General features: G+C 73.2%; 16 protein-coding genes and 1 tRNA gene. 12 read left to right on the top strand and 5 right to left on the bottom strand.

Annotation, left to right across the window (positions count from 1 at the left end):
- Positions 1-40: 40 nt before the first annotated feature.
- On the bottom strand, positions 41-637 hold the full coding sequence (locus tag ACFC02_RS10665; protein WP_376355081.1) for a histidine phosphatase family protein: 597 nt from the start codon (positions 635-637) through the stop codon (positions 41-43).
- 225 nt (positions 638-862) lie between these two features.
- Between ACFC02_RS10665 and ACFC02_RS10670 the strand changes: the two genes are divergently transcribed.
- The 7 genes from ACFC02_RS10670 (at position 863) to ACFC02_RS10700 (ending at position 7,548) form a co-directional block, all read left to right on the top strand.
- Entirely contained in the window at positions 863-1,828 is a 966-nt protein-coding gene (locus ACFC02_RS10670; RefSeq protein WP_376355084.1) for a phosphatase PAP2 family protein, read from the top strand.
- On the top strand, positions 1,779-2,969 hold the full coding sequence (locus tag ACFC02_RS10675) for a hypothetical protein (protein ID WP_376355086.1): 1,191 nt from the start codon (positions 1,779-1,781) through the stop codon (positions 2,967-2,969). Before ACFC02_RS10670 ends, ACFC02_RS10675 begins: the two co-directional genes overlap by 50 nt.
- Positions 2,960-4,555, top strand: coding sequence for a hypothetical protein (locus ACFC02_RS10680; RefSeq protein WP_376355088.1), 1,596 nt, complete (start codon positions 2,960-2,962; stop codon positions 4,553-4,555). The genes ACFC02_RS10675 and ACFC02_RS10680 overlap by 10 nt, the downstream gene beginning before the upstream one ends.
- Positions 4,552-5,928, top strand: a complete 1,377-nt coding sequence (locus ACFC02_RS10685) for an AAA domain-containing protein (RefSeq protein ID WP_376355090.1) — start codon at positions 4,552-4,554, stop codon at positions 5,926-5,928. Before ACFC02_RS10680 ends, ACFC02_RS10685 begins: the two co-directional genes overlap by 4 nt.
- A gap of 356 nt (positions 5,929-6,284) precedes the next feature.
- On the top strand, positions 6,285-6,659 hold the full coding sequence (locus ACFC02_RS10690) for a hypothetical protein (protein WP_360977171.1): 375 nt from the start codon (positions 6,285-6,287) through the stop codon (positions 6,657-6,659).
- 171 nt (positions 6,660-6,830) lie between these two features.
- On the top strand, positions 6,831-7,484 hold the full coding sequence (locus tag ACFC02_RS10695; protein WP_376355093.1) for a bifunctional DNA primase/polymerase: 654 nt from the start codon (positions 6,831-6,833) through the stop codon (positions 7,482-7,484).
- A tRNA-Lys gene (locus ACFC02_RS10700) sits at positions 7,475-7,548 on the top strand. The genes ACFC02_RS10695 and ACFC02_RS10700 overlap by 10 nt, the downstream gene beginning before the upstream one ends.
- A 110-nt stretch (positions 7,549-7,658) precedes the next feature.
- On the opposite strand, the gene ACFC02_RS10705 is transcribed toward ACFC02_RS10700, so the two are convergent.
- Positions 7,659-9,032 (bottom strand): M6 family metalloprotease domain-containing protein, encoded by a 1,374-nt coding sequence (locus ACFC02_RS10705; protein ID WP_376355095.1) that lies wholly within the window; start codon positions 9,030-9,032, stop codon positions 7,659-7,661.
- A 414-nt stretch (positions 9,033-9,446) separates the two neighbouring features.
- Between ACFC02_RS10705 and ACFC02_RS10710 the strand changes: the two genes are divergently transcribed.
- Positions 9,447-11,648 (top strand): putative bifunctional diguanylate cyclase/phosphodiesterase, encoded by a 2,202-nt coding sequence (locus ACFC02_RS10710; protein WP_376355097.1) that lies wholly within the window; start codon positions 9,447-9,449, stop codon positions 11,646-11,648.
- A 53-nt stretch (positions 11,649-11,701) separates the two neighbouring features.
- Here the strand turns inward: ACFC02_RS10710 and ACFC02_RS10715 are convergent, their stop codons facing one another.
- The 3 genes from ACFC02_RS10715 to ACFC02_RS10725 all read right to left on the bottom strand — a co-directional run bounded on the left by ACFC02_RS10715 (position 11,702) and on the right by ACFC02_RS10725 (position 15,039).
- Positions 11,702-12,790 (bottom strand): LLM class flavin-dependent oxidoreductase, encoded by a 1,089-nt coding sequence (locus ACFC02_RS10715; protein ID WP_376355099.1) that lies wholly within the window; start codon positions 12,788-12,790, stop codon positions 11,702-11,704.
- A 97-nt stretch (positions 12,791-12,887) separates the two neighbouring features.
- Positions 12,888-14,042, bottom strand: coding sequence for a glutathione-independent formaldehyde dehydrogenase (locus tag ACFC02_RS10720; protein WP_376355111.1), 1,155 nt, complete (start codon positions 14,040-14,042; stop codon positions 12,888-12,890).
- 265 nt (positions 14,043-14,307) lie between these two features.
- Positions 14,308-15,039 carry a decarboxylase gene (locus tag ACFC02_RS10725; protein ID WP_376355101.1) on the bottom strand — a complete coding sequence of 244 codons (732 nt, stop codon included), beginning with the start codon at positions 15,037-15,039 and terminating at the stop codon, positions 14,308-14,310.
- Between the two features lie 151 nt (positions 15,040-15,190).
- Between ACFC02_RS10725 and ehuB the strand changes: the two genes are divergently transcribed.
- From ehuB to ehuA, 4 genes are read left to right on the top strand one after another with little or no spacing between them, the layout of a single operon-like run.
- Positions 15,191-16,105, top strand: a complete 915-nt coding sequence (gene ehuB, locus ACFC02_RS10730; RefSeq protein WP_376355103.1) for an ectoine/hydroxyectoine ABC transporter substrate-binding protein EhuB — start codon at positions 15,191-15,193, stop codon at positions 16,103-16,105.
- On the top strand, positions 16,102-16,815 hold the full coding sequence (gene ehuC, locus ACFC02_RS10735; protein ID WP_376355105.1) for an ectoine/hydroxyectoine ABC transporter permease subunit EhuC: 714 nt from the start codon (positions 16,102-16,104) through the stop codon (positions 16,813-16,815). Before ehuB ends, ehuC begins: the two co-directional genes overlap by 4 nt.
- Complete coding sequence (ehuD, locus tag ACFC02_RS10740) at positions 16,812-17,462, top strand: ectoine/hydroxyectoine ABC transporter permease subunit EhuD (protein ID WP_376355107.1); 651 nt, start codon at positions 16,812-16,814, stop codon at positions 17,460-17,462. The genes ehuC and ehuD overlap by 4 nt, the downstream gene beginning before the upstream one ends.
- Positions 17,463-17,508: 46 nt before the next feature.
- Positions 17,509-18,267 carry an ectoine/hydroxyectoine ABC transporter ATP-binding protein EhuA gene (gene ehuA, locus ACFC02_RS10745; protein WP_376355113.1) on the top strand — a complete coding sequence of 253 codons (759 nt, stop codon included), beginning with the start codon at positions 17,509-17,511 and terminating at the stop codon, positions 18,265-18,267.
- Positions 18,268-18,292 lie beyond the last annotated feature (25 nt).

An 18,292-nucleotide genomic window follows, 5' to 3' on the forward strand; every position in this document is an offset into this window, starting at 1 on the left:
GGCCGCCGCCGAGCGGACGGAAAGAACGTGCCGACGGCTCCTAGGCGGCCAGGTGCCCCACGTCGTTCCAGCTCTCCAGGGCGGGTTCGCCGTACGCCCAGCCGAGCACCGACAGCGACGTGGGGTTGAGGCGGACGCGCGCGGCGAAGTCGAGCGGCAGGCCGAGCCACCGCGCGCCGATCGACCGCAGGATGTGCCCGTGGGCGAAGACCAGTACGTCGCGGTCCTCGGCGCGCGCCCAGGCCACCACCTCGTCGGCCCGGGCGGTGACCTCGGCGAGCGTCTCCCCGCGCGGGACGCCGTCGCGCCAGATGAACCAGCCGGGGTTCTCGGCCTGGATCTGCTGCGGGGTCATGCCCTCGTAGGCGCCGTAGTCCCACTCCATGAGCGTGTCCCAGCACTGGGCGCGCTCGCCGAAGCCGGCCAGTTCGCACGTCTCACGCGCGCGTACCAGCGGGCTGGTGCGCACCTCCACGCCCGGCAGGCCGTCGAAGGGGGCCCGGTGCAGCCTCTCGCCGAGCAGTTTCGCGCCGCGCCTGCCCTCCTCCAGGAGGGGCACGTCGGTCCTGCCGGTGTGCTTGCCGGACAGTGACCACTGGGTCTGTCCGTGCCGGGCCAGCAGGATGCGCGGTGCCATGAGCGGCCTTTCCGGGAGAAACTGAGATCTTCGGGCGGGGCCCCTCCATCATCGCGCACCCTGTGCAGGAGCAACCCGGGGGGCGGTGTTCGCGTCTTTGAGGTCCGGGGCGCCCGGCAGGGCGGGGCGCATACACCGTAAAGTGGCACGACCGGCCGGGGACCACCGGAGATCGCCGGGCGCCGCAGCGAAGAGTAGAGCGACCTGAAGGGGGAGGGGCATCGGATGCCGCAGACCGAGGCACCGGCACCTGCATCGCGCACCGAGGCGCCCCCGCCGACCCGGCTGCGCTGGTGGACCGAACTGCCGCTGATCCTGCTCGTGTACGGCTGCTATTCGGCCGGGCGGCTGCTGGTGCGCGGTGATGTCGCGGGGGCAGTCGACCACGGGCTGTCGATCCTGCACTTCGAGCAGACGCTGCGGCTGAACTTCGAACACCCGCTCAACCGGCTGTTCACCCGGGAACCCTGGCTCGGTGTCCCGGCCGACTTCTGGTACGCGTCCCTGCACTACGTGGTGACGCCCGCGATCCTGGTGTGGCTGTTCCGCAGCCGCACCGCCGTCTACCGCCGGGCCCGCACCTGGCTGATGACGTCGACGTTCATCGGCCTGATCGGCTTCACCCTGCTGCCGACCTGCCCGCCCCGCCTGCTCTCGCCGGACCACGGGTTCGTGGACACCATGGCCCACTACAGCTCGTACGGCTGGTGGGGCGCCGACGCCAGCGCGCCGCGCGGCATGGGCGGCATGACCAACCAGTACGCGGCCATGCCCAGCCTGCACGTGGGCTGGGCGCTGTGGTGCGGGGTGATGCTCTGGCGGCAGGGCGGCACCCGCTGGGCGAAGGCGGCCGGTGTCGCCTACCCGCTGCTGACCGCGCTCGTGGTCATGGGCACGGCCAACCACTACTTCCTCGACGCGGTCGCCGGCGTGGCGGTGATGGGCGTCGGACTGCTGCTCGCGCCGTTCGTGACGCGCGGCGCGGACCGCGCGCGGGCGGTGCTGACCGCGCGGGTCCCCGCCCTCGCGGGCCGCTCGGCCGGCAAGGGTTCCCCGGTTGTCAGTGGCGGGTGCCAGACTTCGGCGGGTGAGCGAATTCCACGGCAGCGCGAAACACGGCTCGGTTCCGGAACCGAGCCGGGTGCCTCCCCCAAGGACGCGGGGGACGGCGCTCCGGCACCAGCTCGCTGAGCTGCGCGGGCCCGGCGTACCGGCCCGCGCACTGGACGCCCGCGCGCTGGCGGCCCTCGCCGCCAACCCGGGCTGCCGGCGGCGCGCGCTCCTGGACGGCGCGGGCGTGGACAAGACGGCGCTCGCGGGCGCGCTCGGCGCGCCCGCCGCGTTCGGACAGTCGCAGTTCGCCCTCACCCGGGGCAACGCGTTCGAGGCGCGGGTCAAGGCGGACGGCGGCGCGGAGCTGCTGCGGCTGGTGCACCAGCGGCTGGACGCCGGGGCCGAACCGCCGCGCGAGGCCCGCGTACCGGACCTGACGGCCGTCGGCCCCGAGGGGCGCGCGGCGCGCACGGCGCTGGCGCTGCGCGAGGCCACCGAGGCGCGCGCCTGGGCCCTGCTGGACCATCCCATGCTCGCCCTGGACGTGGCGGGCTCCCCCGCCTTCCTTGAGCCGGACGCGGTGGTCGTCCACCCGGACGGCACCTGGACGGTCGTGGAGATCAAGTCGTTCCCGATGCTGGACGGCTGCGCGGACCCGGCCAAGGTCGGCGCGGCGGCCCGCCAGGCCGCGGTGTACGTCCTGGCGCTGGAGGACGTGGCCGCCCGCCTCGGCCAGGACGGGACGCCCGCCCCGCGCGTGCGGCACCGGGTGCTGCTCGTGTGCCCCAAGGACTTCTCCAACCTGCCCGCCGCCCGTGCCGTCGACGTCCGCAAGCAGCGGGCGGTGACCGCCCGCCAGCTCACCCGCCTGACCCGGCTGCAGGACATCGTCGACCTGCTCCCCGAAGGGGCGTGCTTCTCCCCCGATCTGCCCAGGGAGGGTCTGACGGCGGCGGTCGAGGCGGTCCCGGCCGCCTACGCGCCCGAGTGCCTGGCCGCCTGCGAGCTGGCCTTCCACTGCCGGTCCCGGGCCCGTGCCCAGGGCGCGGTGACCGCCCTGGGCCGCTCGGCCCGCGCCGAACTGGGCGGCCTGACGACCGTCGATGACGTGCTCGCCGCGGCCCACGGCGAGGCGGGCGACCCGGACGACCCGGCGGTGGCCGCGCTGCGCCGGGCGGCGCTGCTGCGGGCCGAGGCACTGGGCGGCCACCCGCGCAGGCCGCCCGGCCCGCGGGAGGCGGCACGGGCCGACGCCAGGGAGGGGGCCGCATGTCGCTGATCACGACCCTCGCCCGGCTGGAGGCCGTGCGGGCCGGGCGGGCCGAGCCCGCCGCGACCGTGCTGCACCGGCACCTGTCCGAGCGGCCCCTGGTGTGCGTACCGCTCACCACCGCCGGTGAGGCGGGCGCCCCGCTCGGCGCGCTCGTCGGCACCGACCGGGACGCGCCCCGGCTGCTCGCCGTGGCGCAGCCGCGCGACCGGGACCTGAGATTCGCCTTCCTGGCCGAGCTGGCCGACGTCGTCCTGCCGTACATCGACTCCTACGCCGACGCGGTGGAGGCCGCCGAGCGCAGCGAGACCGACCCGGAGACCGGCAAGCGCACCAAGGTCGAGGTCGAACTGTGCGCGGACGCGCCCCAGCTGATCGTGCCCAGCCGGGCGGGCATCGACTTCGTACGGCTGCTCGGACGTTCCATGCGCTTCCGGCGCACCGCCGAGCAGGAACCCGAGGCACCGCACCCGGCGCCGCCCCGCGTCCCGCTGCTCGGGCGGTGGCTGACCCACTTCGGGGAGCGGGCCCGGGTGCCCGGCTCCTCGCTGCTGCTGGCCGTCAGCGACGTACTGGCCCTGCACTGGACGACCGGCCAGTCCGGGCTTGAGGACCAGCACCTGGGAGCGCTGCTGGCGTGGATCGCCCCGCCGGACGGCCACTCGGGCGCCGAGGCGGCCCTGCGGGCGGAGCGGGAGCGGGACGCGGCCGGCCAGCTCCTGTGCCCGCCCGCCGGCCCGGCCACCGACCCGGCCTTCGACAACAAGCTCCTCGCGCCCGCCATCGAGCGCTACGACCGCGCGCGAGGAGCGCTCGCCGCGGCCGAGGACGGCCTGGAGGCGGACGACCGGCTCGGCGCCCTGACCGCGGCCGAGCAGCACATCCGCGACCTGGTGCGCCAGTGCGCCCTGCCCACCTGGGAGAAGGTCTGGGAGGGCCTGGACCTGCTGCGGACGCTGCCCGAGGGCGCACGCGTGCAGGAGCGGTGGACGCGCGACCGCTGGTCGTTCACCGCCCACCGCGACCGCGTCCTCGCCGGCGAGCCGCCGCAGCCGCGCCGGGACGACGCGGTCACCGCCGCGAACAAGCTGGCCACGCGCGAGCGCGAGCAGGCCCGCCTGGACGCCCAGGAGGCGCTGGACGACCCGCTGGTCATGGCCGGGCGACGGCTGGCCGGGGAGGCGTTCGCCGGCGAGGTCACGGACGTGACCATGGCGTACAGCGAGGGCAAGCGCCCCAGCCCGCGCCCGCTGGTCACCGTCCGCACGGACGACCGGCCGCACCTGGGCGAGCGGGTCAGGACGTACCGCTCGCTGGGCGGCAGGCCGCAGTCGGCGGAGGTCGTCGCCTGCGAGGAGGACAGCACGCTGATCGTGCTCCGCGTCCTCGACAAGATGGGCCGCGGCAAGGAGCCCGAAGCCGGTTCCGTGCCGGAGAAGGGCGACCGTGTCTGCTTCACGCTCTTCGAGCACGAGCAGCGCGGCGGGCCGAAGCTGCCCGACCCGGACAACACCCCTTGGACGCACGGCGGCCCGCCGGGCGAGGAGAGCGCGCCGGAGGCCCCGGACCCGGTGACCGAGGAGGACATCCTGTGACTGCCCCCACCGAGGAGACCGCTCCCGGGTACGAGGCCTCGCGCAGCGGCTTCGATCCCGGTGCCGCGGCCGCCCGTGCCACCGAGGCGATCCTCGCCGACACCCTGCACGGCGCGCACCGCGGTGTCGTCGTCGACTCCCCTCCGGGCGCCGGCAAGTCCACGCTCGTCGTCCGCGCCGCGCTGGAGCTGGCCGCCGCCGGACGGCCGCTGATGGTGGTCGCGCAGACCAACGCGCAGGTCGACGACCTGGTGGTGCGGCTCGCGGAGAAGAACCCCGAGCTGCCCGTCGGCCGGCTGCACAGCAGCGACTCGGACGCCTACGACAAGGCTCTCGACGCCCTGCCGAACGTCCGCACGTCCGCGAAGGCCGCCGACCTCGCCGGGCTGGACGTCGTGCTGTCCACCGCCGCGAAGTGGGCGCACGTGAAGGCCGACGAGCCCTGGCGGCACGCGATCGTCGACGAGGCGTACCAGATGCGCTCGGACGCGCTGCTGGCCGTGGCCGGCCTGTTCGAGCGGGCGCTGTTCGTGGGCGATCCGGGACAGCTGGACCCGTTCTCGATCGTGGGTGGCGAACAGTGGGCGGGACTGTCGTACGACCCGTCGGCCTCCGCGGTGACGACGCTGCTGGCGCACAACCCGGAGCTGCCCCAGCACCGGCTGCCGGTGTCGTGGCGGCTGCCCGCGTCGGCGGCGCCCCTGGTCTCGGACGCGTTCTACCCGTACACGCCGTTCCGCAGCGGCACGGCGGCCGGGGACCGGCGGCTGACCTTCGCGGTGCCCTCGGACGGGTCGGGGCCGGACCGGGTGATCGACGAGGCCGCGGAGTCCGGCTGGGGTCTGCTGGAACTGCCCGCCCGGCACACCCCGCGCACGGACCCGGAGGCGGTGCGGGCGCTCGCCGCGGTCGTGGCGCGGTTGCTGGAGCGGGGCGGCGCGGCCGTGTCGGAACGGGGACCGGACCCGGCGCCGCTGACCGCCGACCGGATCGCCGTCGGCACGGCCCACCGCGACCAGGCGGCGGCCGTCCGCGCGGCCCTGGTGGAACGCGGCGTCACGGACGTCACCGTGGACACGGCCAACCGGCTCCAGGGCCGGGAGTTCGACGTCACCGTCGTCCTGCACCCGCTCTCCGGCCGCCCCGACGCCACGGCCTTCCACCTGGAGACCGGCCGCCTGTGCGTCCTGGCCTCCCGCCACCGCCACGCCTGCATCGTCGTCTGCCGCGCGGGCGTGAGCGAACTCCTGGACGACCACCCGTCCACGGAACCGGTCCAGCTCGGCGTCACGGTGAAGTTCCCGGACGGCTGGGAGGCAATGATGTCCACATGGGACCACTGGTCCGAACACCGGGTGGCCTGGCGGCCATGACCGCCCCTCCGGCCTCTGCCCAGGCAGACGACCAGCACGACGCGCCCGTCCGCCGGACGGAGTCCGGCACGCCGCCGGGGGCGGCCGATGGTTGCAGCCCCGGACGGCTGGGAGGCCGACCACGCGGTCCTGGCCCGCCTGCGCGGACACCGGGTGCCCTGGAGACCGTGACCTGCGGCCCGGCCGCACGCGGGCGGCGCGTCCGGCGGGCGGGTGGGAACATCCCGTGGGTGTGGGGGCTTGAGATGGTCCGGGGATGGGCAGGGACCGCCCGGCCCCTTGCGCATGCGCGAGACAATGGACGGTGGGCCTTCCACAGGACGGCGCCACCAGAAACCGTACGAGGAGGAGAAGACATGGCGGAGCCCACGCCGCGTCGGAACGAATCGCGGCTACGCCCCGCGCCCCTGCTCTTCGAGCCCGCCGCTGCCGCCGCCGACCCGGAGCACTTCTTCGACCTGGAGTCGATGGACGACCCCCGGGCGCTGCTGGAGCGCGCGACCGAGCTGACGCTGGCGTTCCGGGCGGCGGCCGACCGCGCCGTGGAGTTCCAGGCGGTGGCGGCGGCCCAGCTCGCCGACCCCCGCCGCTTCGACCGGCTGAGCCCCGCGGACATCGCCGAGCAGGCGGAGTGGACGGAGGACTATGCCAAGAAGATGGTCGAGTTCGGGCGGGACCTGTTGCGCGGCGCCGAGGGCAGCGTGCACGCCAATCCGGCCGACCCCGTCTGACCGGCCGCCCCGCCCGCACCAACCACCTCAGCCGCCCCGGTCGCCCCGGCCGTCCGCGATCCGGCGCCTGGCATATGCCAGCGGGGCAAGGTACTCCCTTCGGCCCCTTCGTGTCCCGGTTTCCCGCAACCGTGTGGAAGCGGGCCCTCACAGTCGGTAGACGTAACAGCCATGAGCCGCACAGGGACACGCCCCTTCCTCGACCACCCCGACACCGCGACCGGCAGCCGGTGCGACGCGACCGGCGTCACCCGCGTCACCGCGGACGGTGCCGCATGGCTCGCCTCCGCCGGCCCGTACCCCCGCAGCACGCTCGCGTACTGGCGCGAGCGCCCGGACGCACCGGTCGTGCTCCCCTGCGGAACGGTCTTCGACGTGGTCAACGTGCCATCGGTCTTCGGCCGCCGCATGCTGGACCGGCTGTGGGACGAGGGGCCCGGCTCGGGTCCGGTGGCCGTCCACCGGGGGCGGATGCTGCTGTTCGCCGCGCCCGGCACCGCCCACCGGCTGCCCTCGCTGCTGGAGTGGGAGGACTGGGGTTCCCGGGGCCGGGAGGACGGCGAGAGCCGCGCCGGTGGCGTACCGCCGCTGCTGTGCCACGGCACCCCCGACGCCGTCACCGTCCCGGCGCCCGTCGGTGCCGCCGCCTCCGCGCGTTCCGCGTCCCGCTGGCTGGTCGCGCCGGACACCCGCCATCCGTGGCTGCCGGGCCCCGAGATCCTGGTCTGGGCGGCCGTCCGCGCGGCCCGGCCGACCGTACGGATTTCGATTTTTCCTCCCCCCGATCAGGATGCTAATGTCTACGACGTCAGCAGGCGCCGCTAGCTCAGTTGGTTAGAGCAGCTGACTCTTAATCAGCGGGTCCGGGGTTCGAGTCCCTGGCGGCGCACGGTGACGAAGGCGATGTGGGTTCGCGATCAGCGAGCACGCATCGCCTTCTTCGTTCCGTGAGTCGCCTCACTCGGCCCTCTTCGCTCACCCTCTCCGCTCGCCCCCGCCTCAGCCGGGCGTGATCCTCACCGTGTACGCCCCCGAGGCCGTCCGGTCCTCGACCTCCACCCGGACCCCGTCGCCCGGCACCGTGAAGCTCTCACCCACGTCGACGGGTGCGTCGGCCAGCGGCGGGTAGACCGAGCTGTCCTGGCAGGCGCTGGTGTGCGGATGGGCGTCGAGCACCTGGACGGCTCCGCCGCCCGACTCCGTGTCGCCCCGCACCCGGTACACCAGCACACCCTGCCGGCACCCGGAGACGTCGTTGCCCACCGCGGCCCGCGCCTCCACGGCCACCACCTGGTCGCTCCCGGTCCGCACCACAGCGAGTTTCGTGCCGCCGCCCAGCCCGAACAGCGGTGCTCCCGCCGCCCCCGCCGCACTGGTCCCCGGCTTCCCCACGCCCCCCGCGCCCGCCGCCCCCGCAGCGACCGGCGGTTCCGTTCCGGGCGGGCCCGCCTCCACCGGCTCCAGCGTCAGCCGGGTCGGACCCATCCCCCGCACGCACGTCACCTGACGGGGGTCGAGCCAGCCGAGCTTCCACTTGTGCCAGGCCAACAGGTCGGGCGCGAGAGCGAACTGACTTCCCATCAGGTCCCAGTCGCCCACATAGGTGTCCCAGTCGCCCTTGTCGTCGCCCGGCCGGTGGTACAGGTCGGGCAGGTCGAAGACGTGCCCCGTCTCGTGGGCGAGCACCAGCCGGTCGGGCGGGTGCCGTTCGAACACCGTCACCACCCGCCGGATGTCCTTGCCGTCGGCCCGCAGCGGGGTGTTCAGGTTGATGACCTTCGTGGCGTCGGAGTCGACACCGGGCGCCTCCGGGTCGGCCACCAGGTAGACGACGTCGTAGCGCGAGAAGTCGACCTCCCGGTCGGCGACGGCGACCGCGTCGCGCAGGTAGGCCGCCCGGTCTCGGACGTCCCAGTCGCGGTGCATGGCGTACGCCGTGGACGGCTTCGGCATCCGGATCCAGTGCCGCAGGGGATGCGGGCGCAGCGTGAACCTGCCGTAGGAGGCCTGCTCGTAGAACCGGCTGGTGGCGGGGAAGTGGTCGGCGGCGAGTTCGGCGGGGGTCGTGAGCGGTGCCGCGTCGGGAAAGGACAGGAAGATCATCACCGCGTCGAGCGTCCTGGTCGGACGGACGTAGGAGGCGTTCCAGGTGTCGAGGCCTTCCGAGTGGTGCACATCGGTGCGCCGCAGCGCGCAGGGGGCGGCCGAGAAGGGCTCGGCGACCGACGGGCCGGTGAGGATGGAGGTGGCGGCCACCGCCGAGAGGGTGGTGAACACAGCGGCGGTGCTGCGCAGTCGGGGTCGTGCCCGCGCCCGGCTCAGCGCCTGGAAAGCGTCACGTCCGAGCGCTTTCAGGGGGAGCTGACGCGGCACAGGGACCTCCGGGTGCGGTTCGCGGGGACACCGCACCCAGCCTGTGGGAGTTTGTAGGAGTACGCCCTGTTTGCCTGCACCGGAAGGGTGATCGGAAGCATGAGAGGCGCGCGTGCACGGCCTGTGGAGCCGCAGTGACCCCGAGGGACCTGGCATCCCAGGGTCGCTCACGGAACGTCACAAGTGGTCGTCCTCTTGAAGAACCCGTCCAGGTGCGGGCAGAAACGATCTGCCAGGAGGGCCGGCCGGCCGGTGGAACCGGTGAACGGCTGGAAGGGGCCCCGCGCCAGCATCTATGATCGGCACACTTTCCTGGCACTTTCCTGCGCGGACACGGGCCGGGCGGCCGTTCCCCCTCCGGCCGGCCACCCGACGAGACCGATACGAAGACCGAGTGCACTGCGGGAGCGAGCGGTGAGCGGAACGTCCGAAGGGCCGACGCCCGCGGCAGACCTCATGCAGCCGAAAGTCACACTGAGTGATCTTACGAAGGCTCCGGGTGCCGAACCGCCCGTAGCCGCCGTCGGCGGACACGACGGCAGAACCACCGCGCTCGGCCCGTCGGCCGCCCCCACGGGCGGGCCGGGGGCGGGATCCGCAGGCGTCGCGGAGCCCGCCGAGGAGCCGGCACCGGCGCACCGCCCGGGACCCGGCCTCACTCCGATGGCGGAACGCGGACCCACCCGCCCGGGATTCACCGAGACGGCCCAGTCCCCGGAGAATTTCCCCACGGCCTCCGCGGTCTCCGTGGTCTCTGGCGTCTCCGTGGCCCCCGCGAACCCCGCGAACCCCGTGGCCGCCGCCTCCCCCTTCCGCTCGGCCTTCGACGCCGCTCCGCTCGCGATGGCGGTCGTCGACCGCGAGGGCCTGGTGGTCAGTGCGAACGGCAGCTTCGGCACGCTGGTCGGGGCGGCCCCGGACGAACTCGCCGGGCAGGCCGCCGCCGACCTCGTGGACCTCGCCTCCGACGCCCGTACCTGGCAGGCCTACCGCGAGGTGCTGCGCGGCCGGCAGGCCCGGCTGCGCTGCACCCGCCGGCTCAAGCGGCCCGACGGCCGCTCCCTGTGGGCCCAGCTCACGGTCGCGCCCCTGCACCCGCACGATTCCGCACCCGAACTCGAACTCCCCCGCACCCCCTCCTCCCCCGAGCCCCCAGCCGTCCTGCTGTCCCTCGCCGACGTCAGTGCCCGCCGTGAACTGCAGTCCCGGCTGCGCCACTTGCGGATGCACGACCCGGTGACCCGGCTGCCCAACCGCACCCTGTTCTTCGAGCGGCTGTCGGCCGCGCTGGAGGCGGAGTCGTACGGGCGCGGCGGGACCGGCCGGGTCGGTCTGTGCTACTTGGACCTCGACGGGTTCAAGGCGGTCAACGACACCCTGGGGCACCGTGTCGGCGACCGGCTGCTCTCGGCGGTGGCGCGGCGGCTGACGGGCTGCGCGGACGAGGCCGCCGGCGAGCGGGGCAGCGCGCCGCTGGTGGCGCGGCTCGGCGGCGACGAGTTCGCGCTGCTCGTGGAGGACTCCACCGGCACCGAACAGCTGGCCGAGCTGGCCGAGTCGGTACTCACCGCTCTCCAGGCGCCGTTCGAGATCTCCGGGCGGCGGCTGTCGGTCTCCGCGTCGATCGGCGTGGTCGAGCGGCAGGCGGCCGGGACCTCGGCCACCGCCTTGATGCAGGCGGCCGACACGACCCTGTACTGGGCGAAGGCCGACGGCAGGGCCCGCTGGACCCTGTTCGACCCGGAGCGCAACGCGCACCGGATGACCCGTCAGGCGCTCGTCTCCACACTGCGCGCGGCCGTGGAGCGCGGCGAGTTCACCCTGGAGTACCAGCCACTGGTCGCGATGGAGGACGGGCGGCTGCGCGGGGTGGAGGCGCTGGTCCGCTGGCGGCACCCGCAGTTCGGTGTCCTGACGCCGAATCGGTTCATCACACTGGCGGAGGAGGACGGGTCGATCGTGCCGCTGGGCCGCTGGGTCCTGGCCACCGCCTGCCGCCAGGCCCGCCGCTGGCAGCTGGACCACCCGAAGGAGGCGCCGATCTTCGTCAGCGTCAACGTCGCCGTCCGCCAGGTGTGGGACTCCGACCTGGTCGCGGACGTGGCGGCGGTGCTGGCGGAGACGGGTCTGGCGCCGGGCCTGCTCCAGCTGGAGCTGACCGAGTCGGCGGTGATGGGCTCGGCCGGACGGCCGCTGGAGGTCCTGCGCGCCCTGAGCGACATGGGTGTGCACATCGCCATCGACGACTTCGGCACCGGCTACTCCAACCTGGCCTACCTCAGCCGGCTGCCGGTGTCGGCGCTGAAACTGGACGGCTCGTTCGTCCGGGGCTTCCAGTACGGGCAGCAGTGCCAGGGCCAAGGCGAAGGCCAGGGCCAAGACCAGGGCCAGGCGGAGGCGCCGAGCCCGGCGGACGAGGTGATCGTCGAGGCGATGATCCAGCTCGCCCACCGGCTGGGGCTGACCGTCACCGCCGAGTGCGTGGAGACCTCCGACCAGGCCAGCCGGCTGCGCCGCATCGGCTGCGACACCGGGCAGGGCTGGCTGTACTCCCGCCCGGTCTCGCCGGACCGCATCTCCGAGCTGCTCGGCGGTCACGCCTGCGGCCGCCGCTGAACCCCGCGCGGTGGGCGGCCCGTGGGCCCTGCGCGGTGGGCAGCCCGTGGACCCTAGGCGGTGGGCAGCCCGTAGGCGTCCGCGATGAGTTCGTAGGACCGTACGCGTACGTCACCGCTGTGCGCGTTGCTGGTGATCATCAGCTCGTCGGCGCCGGTGCGCTTGTGGAGGTCGTCGAGGCCGGAGCGGACCTCGTCGGGCGTGCCGTGGATGACGTTGGCGTTCCAGGAGGAGATGAAGTCCTGCTCCATGGGGCTGAACGCGTAGGCCTCCGCCTCCTCGGGCGTGGGGACCAGACCGGGGCGGCCGGTGCGCAGCCGGACCATGTTCAGCGCGGCGGCCAGGACCTGGCGGCGGGCCTCGCGCTCGTCGTCGGTGGCGAGGGCGGCGACGCCGATGAGGGCGTACGGCTTTGCCAGCACGGCGCTCGGCCGGAAGGACTCGCGGTAGAGGTCGAGGGCCGGGATGGTGTTCTGCGCGGAGAAGTGGTGGGCGAACGCGAAGGGCAGGCCGAGCATGCCCGCCAGGCGCGCGCTGAAGCCGGAGGAGCCCAGCAGCCACAGGGGCGGGCGGTGCGGGGACTGGACGCCGCCCGGGGAGGTGGCCTGGATGGGACCGGGGACGGCGTGGATGCGGCGGTAGGGGTGGCCGTCGGGGAAGTCGTCGTCGAGGAAGCGGGTCAGCTCGGCGAGCTGCTGCGGGAAGTCGTCGGCGCCCTCGTTGAGGTGCTCCGTGCGGCGCAGGGCGGCGGCGGTGGCGCCGTCGGTGCCGGGGGCCCGGCCGAGGCCGAGGTCGATGCGGCCGGGGGCCAGTGCCTCCAGGGTGCCGAACTGCTCGGCGATCACCAGCGGGGCGTGGTTGGGCAGCATGACGCCGCCCGAGCCGAGGCGGATGCGCTCGGTGTGGGCGGCGATGTGGGCGAGGATCACGGCCGGCGAGGAGGAGGCGACGCCGGGCATCGAGTGGTGCTCGGCGACCCAGTACCGGTGGTAGCCGCGGCGCTCCGCGAGGCGGGACAGCGCCACGCCGGTACGGAGGGCTTCGGTGGCCGTGTGGCCCGCGCCCACCGTCACCAGGTCCAGGACGGAGAGGGGCACGGGCGCGGTGCCGTGTCCCTCGCCTCGGATCTCGTCTGCCGCCACGGGGTGCCTCCTGCTGGTTGGCTCGTTCTCCCAGGTGCCAACAGGAGACAGTCCCCGTTTATTTCCGCGCGCGCCTCCCGCGCGGTGGGCGCGCTTCCTACGCCGCCAGCGCGTGCCCGGGGTGGAGGACGACCTTGGTGTAGCCCTCGACCCGCTTGTCGAACTTCTCGTAGGCCTGCGGGGCCTGGTCCAGGGGCAGTTCGTGCGAGACCACGAAGCTGGGCTTGGCGCGCCCGGCCATGATCAGGTCACGGAGCTGGCGGTTGTACCGCTTGACGTTGCACTGGCCGGTGCCCATCTGCTGACCCTTTTCGAACATCTTGCCGATGGAGACCAGCAGCTGGCCGTGCTTGGCGTGCTCGTCGGGGCCGCCCGGGTCGGAGGGGACGTACAGACCCGGTACGCCGAGCATGCCGGTGGGCCGTACCGTCTCGACGAGCGTGTTGAGGACGACGGCGGGCTCCTCGTGGCTCGTGTCCTTGTGCGACTGGGCCTGGTAGCCGACGGCGTCCACGCCCTTGTCGGTGCCCTCGCCTCCCGTCTGTTCCTTGATCTGCTCGGCCGGGTCGCCCTTCGTGAAGTCGATGGGGATGGCCCCGATCTCCTCCGCCTTGGCGAGCCGCTCGGGCACCCGGTCCACCGAGAACACCTTCGACGCGCCGCGCAGCAGCGCCGAGTACGCGGCCATCAGCCCCACCGGACCGGCGCCGAAGACGGCCACCGACTCGCCGGGCGTGAGCTGGGCGAGTTCACAGCCGTGGTAGCCGGTCGGGAAGATGTCGGCGAGCAGCACGAAGTCGGTCTCGAACTCCTCCCCCGGCGGCAGTTTCAGGCAGTTGAAGTCGGCGAAGGGCACGCGCAGGCGCTCGGCCTGGCCGCCGGGGTAGGGGCCCATCGCGACATAGCCGTAGGCACCGCCGGCGAAGCCGGGGTTGACCGTGAGGCAGAACCCGGTCTTCTCGGCGAGGCAGTTCTTGCAGAACCCGCAGGCGACGTTGAACGGCATGACGACCCGGTCGCCCTCGGCCAGCGACGTCACCCCGCTGCCGGTCTCCTCCACGACGCCGAGGTTCTCGTGGCCGAAGACGATGCCCGCCTGGGCGGCCGTACGGCCCTCGTACATGTGCAGGTCGGACCCGCAGATCGCGCTGGACGTGACCCGGACGATCACGTCGTTGGGGTGCTGGATCCGTGGATCGTCGACGTCGCGCACCGTCACGCCGAAGGGCTTCTCGTAGACGACGGCTTTCACCTCGGTCACCTCCGCGTCATCGCTTCACGACAGCGGCGGCGACGGGACACCCCCGCGGGACGGGAGCGGGACACGGGGCGATCGCGCGGACATGATCACGGGCGGACGGGCGCCCGTGTTCGCCGGGGCCGGGTGCGGGGCGTTCCCGCCGCACCGCCGGACATCTCCAGGTAACGCCTGTGCGCGGGCGCCCGCAAGCGCGCCCGGCGCCCCGCTCGGGCCGCTCGGGATCTCGTACGGCGCTCACACGGGTCTCACACGGACCTCATACCTGGACGATCGGCTCCCGGGTGAACAGCGCGCCCAGGCCGGGGGCGTTGACCCGGCGGTCGGTGAGCCGCAGCGCCTCCCAGACGGTCACCTGGTTCGCGGTGAGTACGGGCTTGCCGAGGTCCTTCTCCAGGGCCGCGATGTGGGAGGCGGTGTGCAGGGCGGTGTCCGGCAGGAGGACCGCGTCGGCGCGCGGGGTGTCGGCCGCCCGCGCCAGCGCGAGGATCTCCGCCTCGCCCCAGGCCGCCGCTTCCGCCGCCGTGGCGATCGCGGCGCTGTGCGCGGCGGCCACCTCCACCTCCCCGGCACGCAGGAAGTCCGCGAAGAGGGCCGTCACGTCCTCGGGGTAGGTCGCCGCGACCGCGACCCGCCGCGCCCCGATCTCGCGCACCGCGTGCACGAAGCCGAAGGAGGTGGCCGAGGCCGGCATGCCCACCGCCCGGGCCAGGGCCCGCACCTGCTCGTGGGCGCCTTCCCAGCCGTGCACGAAGCTGCCGCTGGTGCTCGCCCACACCACCGCCTCCGCGCCGGACAGCCGCAGCCCCTCGACGCTGCGCGCCAGCTGATCGACCGCACCGGTCCCCCGCAGCGCCTCCAGCCGGTAGGCGTCCTCGCCGATCCCGGTGTGGACGAGATCGACCCGGATGTCACTGCCCAGGAGCTGCTCGATGCGCGGATAGTCGTCCTCGGCGAAGTGGCCCGGGTAGAGGAATCCGAGTGCGGTCATGTCCAGCCTTCCTGGTGTGGTCGCTGTGTCGTGGGGGCCCATGCGGGCCCTTCCCGGGGCCATCGCCCTGGAGCCGTCGCGGTGCGGGTACCCCGGAAGGCCGCCGAATTTCCTTCGCATAACTTGTTTTCGCTTGGGTAGCGGCGCGCTCATGGCTCCACCACACGGACTTGGAAGAGGCAGACGCACGCCCGGGCGGCCCAGCCGCCGGTCGCTGCTCGCGGGGGTCGCGGCGGCCGGCGCGCTGGGCGCCGCCGGGTGCAGTCGCGTGGCCACGGCGTCCACCGGCAGCGGCGGCGACCTCCTGGACCGGCTCAGGGCCCAGGGGGTCGTACGGCTCGGTATCGCGGGCGAGATCCCGTTCGGGTACATCGGCAAGGACGGGAAGGTGACGGGCGAGGCGCCCGAGCTGGCCGAGGTGATCTTCAAGCGGCTCGGGGTGGGCCGGGTGCAGCCGGTGCCCACGGAGTTCGGCTCGCTCATACCGGGCCTGAACTCCCAGCAGTTCGACGTCGTCGCCGCCGGGATGTACATCAACGCCGACCGCTGCGAGCAGGTCCTCTTCGCCGATCCCGACTACCAGATGCTCGACTCCTTCATCGTCCGCAAGGGCAATCCGAAGGGGCTGCACGACTACCAGGACGTCGTGGCGAAGAAGGCGAAGTTCGCCACCGGGACCGGCTACGCCGAGATCCAGTACGCGATCGACGCCGGGTACCGGCAGAGCGACATCCTGATCGTGCCCGACCAGGTGGCGGGGCTGAACGCCGTCGAGGCCGGCCGGGTGGACGTCTTCGCCGGTACGGCGCTCACCACCCGCGCGGTGGTGAAGAAGTCCGCGAAGACCGAGGCCACCAAGCCGTTCGCGCCACTGGTGAAGGGAAAACCGCACGTCGACGGCGGCGGTTTCGCCTTCCGGCCGACCGAGACGAAGCTGCGGGACGCCTTCAACGCCGAGCTGCACAAGATGAAGAAGAGCGGCGAGCTGTTCCGGATCCTGAAGCCCTTCGGATTCTCGCAGGCCGAGATGACGGACCTGACCGCGAAGGAGCTGTGCGCCGGATGACGAAGGGACTGTGGGAACTCGTCCTGGAGGGCGTGTGGGTCACCCTCCAGCTGCTGTTCTTCAGCGCACTGCTGGCCACCGCCGTCTCCTTCGTGGTCGGCGTCGCCCGCACCCACCGGCTGTGGATCGTCCGCTTCCTCGCGGGCTTCTACACCGAGGTGTTCCGGGGGACCTCGGCGCTGGTGATGATCTTCTGGGTGTTCTTCGTGCTGCCGCCCGCCTTCGGCTGGCAGCTGGTGCCGATGTGGGCGGGCACCCTGGCGCTGGGGCTGACCTACGGGGCGTACGGCGCGGAGATCGTGCGCGGCGCGCTGAACTCGGTCGACCCGGCGCAGCGTGAGGGCGGCATCGCGCTCAGCTTCACGCCCTGGCAGCGGATGCGGCTGATCCTGCTGCCGCAGGCGGTGCCGGAGATGATCCCGCCGTTCAGCAACCTGCTGATCGAACTGCTCAAGGGCACCTCGCTGGTGTCGGTCATGGGCATGGGCGACCTGGCGTTCAGCGGCAACCTGGTGCGGCTCGCGCTCCAGGAGAGCGCCCACATCTACACGTACATCCTGATCATCTACTTCGTGCTCGCGTTCGCGCTGACCCGGCTGATGCGCGGCCTCGAGAAGCGGCTGAAGCGGGGCGTCGGCAAGGCGGCGCGGGGCGGGGCCGTGACCTCCCCCGAACCCGTGGGCACCCCGGCCCGGGGCGGTGTGGCGTGAACTGGGACTGGGGCGCCGTACGCGACTTCATGCCGCACTTCCGGGACGGTCTGCTCGTCACCCTGCAGGCGCTGGTCCTCGGGTCGGTGATCTCGTTCGCGCTGGGGCTGGTGTGGGCGCTGCTGATGCGGACGCCGACGCGGTGGGTGCGCTGGCCGGTGGGGGTGGTGACCGAGTTCGTCCGGGACACCCCGCTGCTGGTGCAGTTGTTCTTCCTCTTCTACGTGCTGCCGGAGTGGGGGCTGACATTCTCCGCGCTGACCACGGGCGTCCTCGCGATCGGGCTGCACTACTCGACGTACACCATGCAGGTCTACCGCGCCGGTATCGAGGCGGTGCCCGCCGGCCAGTGGGAGGCGGCGACGGCACTGAACCTGCCGCGACGGCGGACCTGGACGGCGGTGATCCTGCCGCAGGCGATCCGCCGTGTGGTCCCGGCGCTCGGCAACTACGTCATCTCGATGCTCAAGGACACGCCGCTGCTGATGGCGATCACCGTGCTGGAGATGCTCGGGCAGGCGCGCCTGTACTCGCAGCAGCACTTCCAGTTCACCGAGCCGCTGACCGTGATCGGTGTGGCCTTCATCCTCGTTTCCTACCTGGCCTCCCTCCTCCTGCGAGCACTGGAGCGACGTCTTGTCCGTTGACGCCACGAAGAACCCCGAGACCCCGGAGAGCTCCGGGAAGCCGCGGCTGCCGGCCGCCGTCACCGCGCCCGGCGAGCTGGTCCGGCTGGAGAACGTGACCAAGCGGTTCGGCGACCACACGGTCCTCGACGGGCTGGACTTCTCCGTCGACCCCGGCAAGCACGTCACGCTGATCGGCCCCTCCGGGTCGGGCAAGACGACCATCCTGCGGCTGCTGATGACCCTGACCAGGCCGGACGAGGGCACCATCACGGTCGACGGCGAGCAGCTCTTCCCGGCGCCCGAGAAGCAGGTCCGGGAGATCCGCAAGAAGATCGGGATGGTCTTCCAGCACTTCAACCTGTTCCCGAACATGTCGGTTCTGCGGAACATCACCGAGGCTCCCGTCACGGTGCTCGGCATGTCCAGGGACGAGGCGGAGGTCCGCGCGCGCGAGCTGCTGGAGATGGTGGGGCTGGCCGAGAAGTGCGACGCGCGGCCCGCGCAGCTGTCCGGTGGCCAGCAGCAGCGGGTGGCGATCGCCCGGGCGCTGGCGATGCGGCCGCAGGTGCTGCTGCTGGACGAGGTGACCTCCGCGCTCGACCCGGAGCTGGTCGCGGGCGTCCTGGACGTGCTGCGGGACATCGCCCGCTCCACGGACATCACGATGCTCTGCGTGACCCACGAGATGGGCTTCGCCCGGGACATCTCCGACCAGGTGCTGATGTTCGACTCGGGGCGGGTCGTGGAGGCCGGTCCGCCGGAGCAGATCTTCCAGGACCCGGAACAGGAACGGACGCGGGAGTTCCTCAGCGCGGTGCTCTGACCCGCCGCCGCGACCGGCGCCCGGC

The organism is Streptomyces sp. NPDC056160, from assembly GCF_042268205.1.
Lineage (GTDB): Bacteria > Actinomycetota > Actinomycetes > Streptomycetales > Streptomycetaceae > Streptomyces.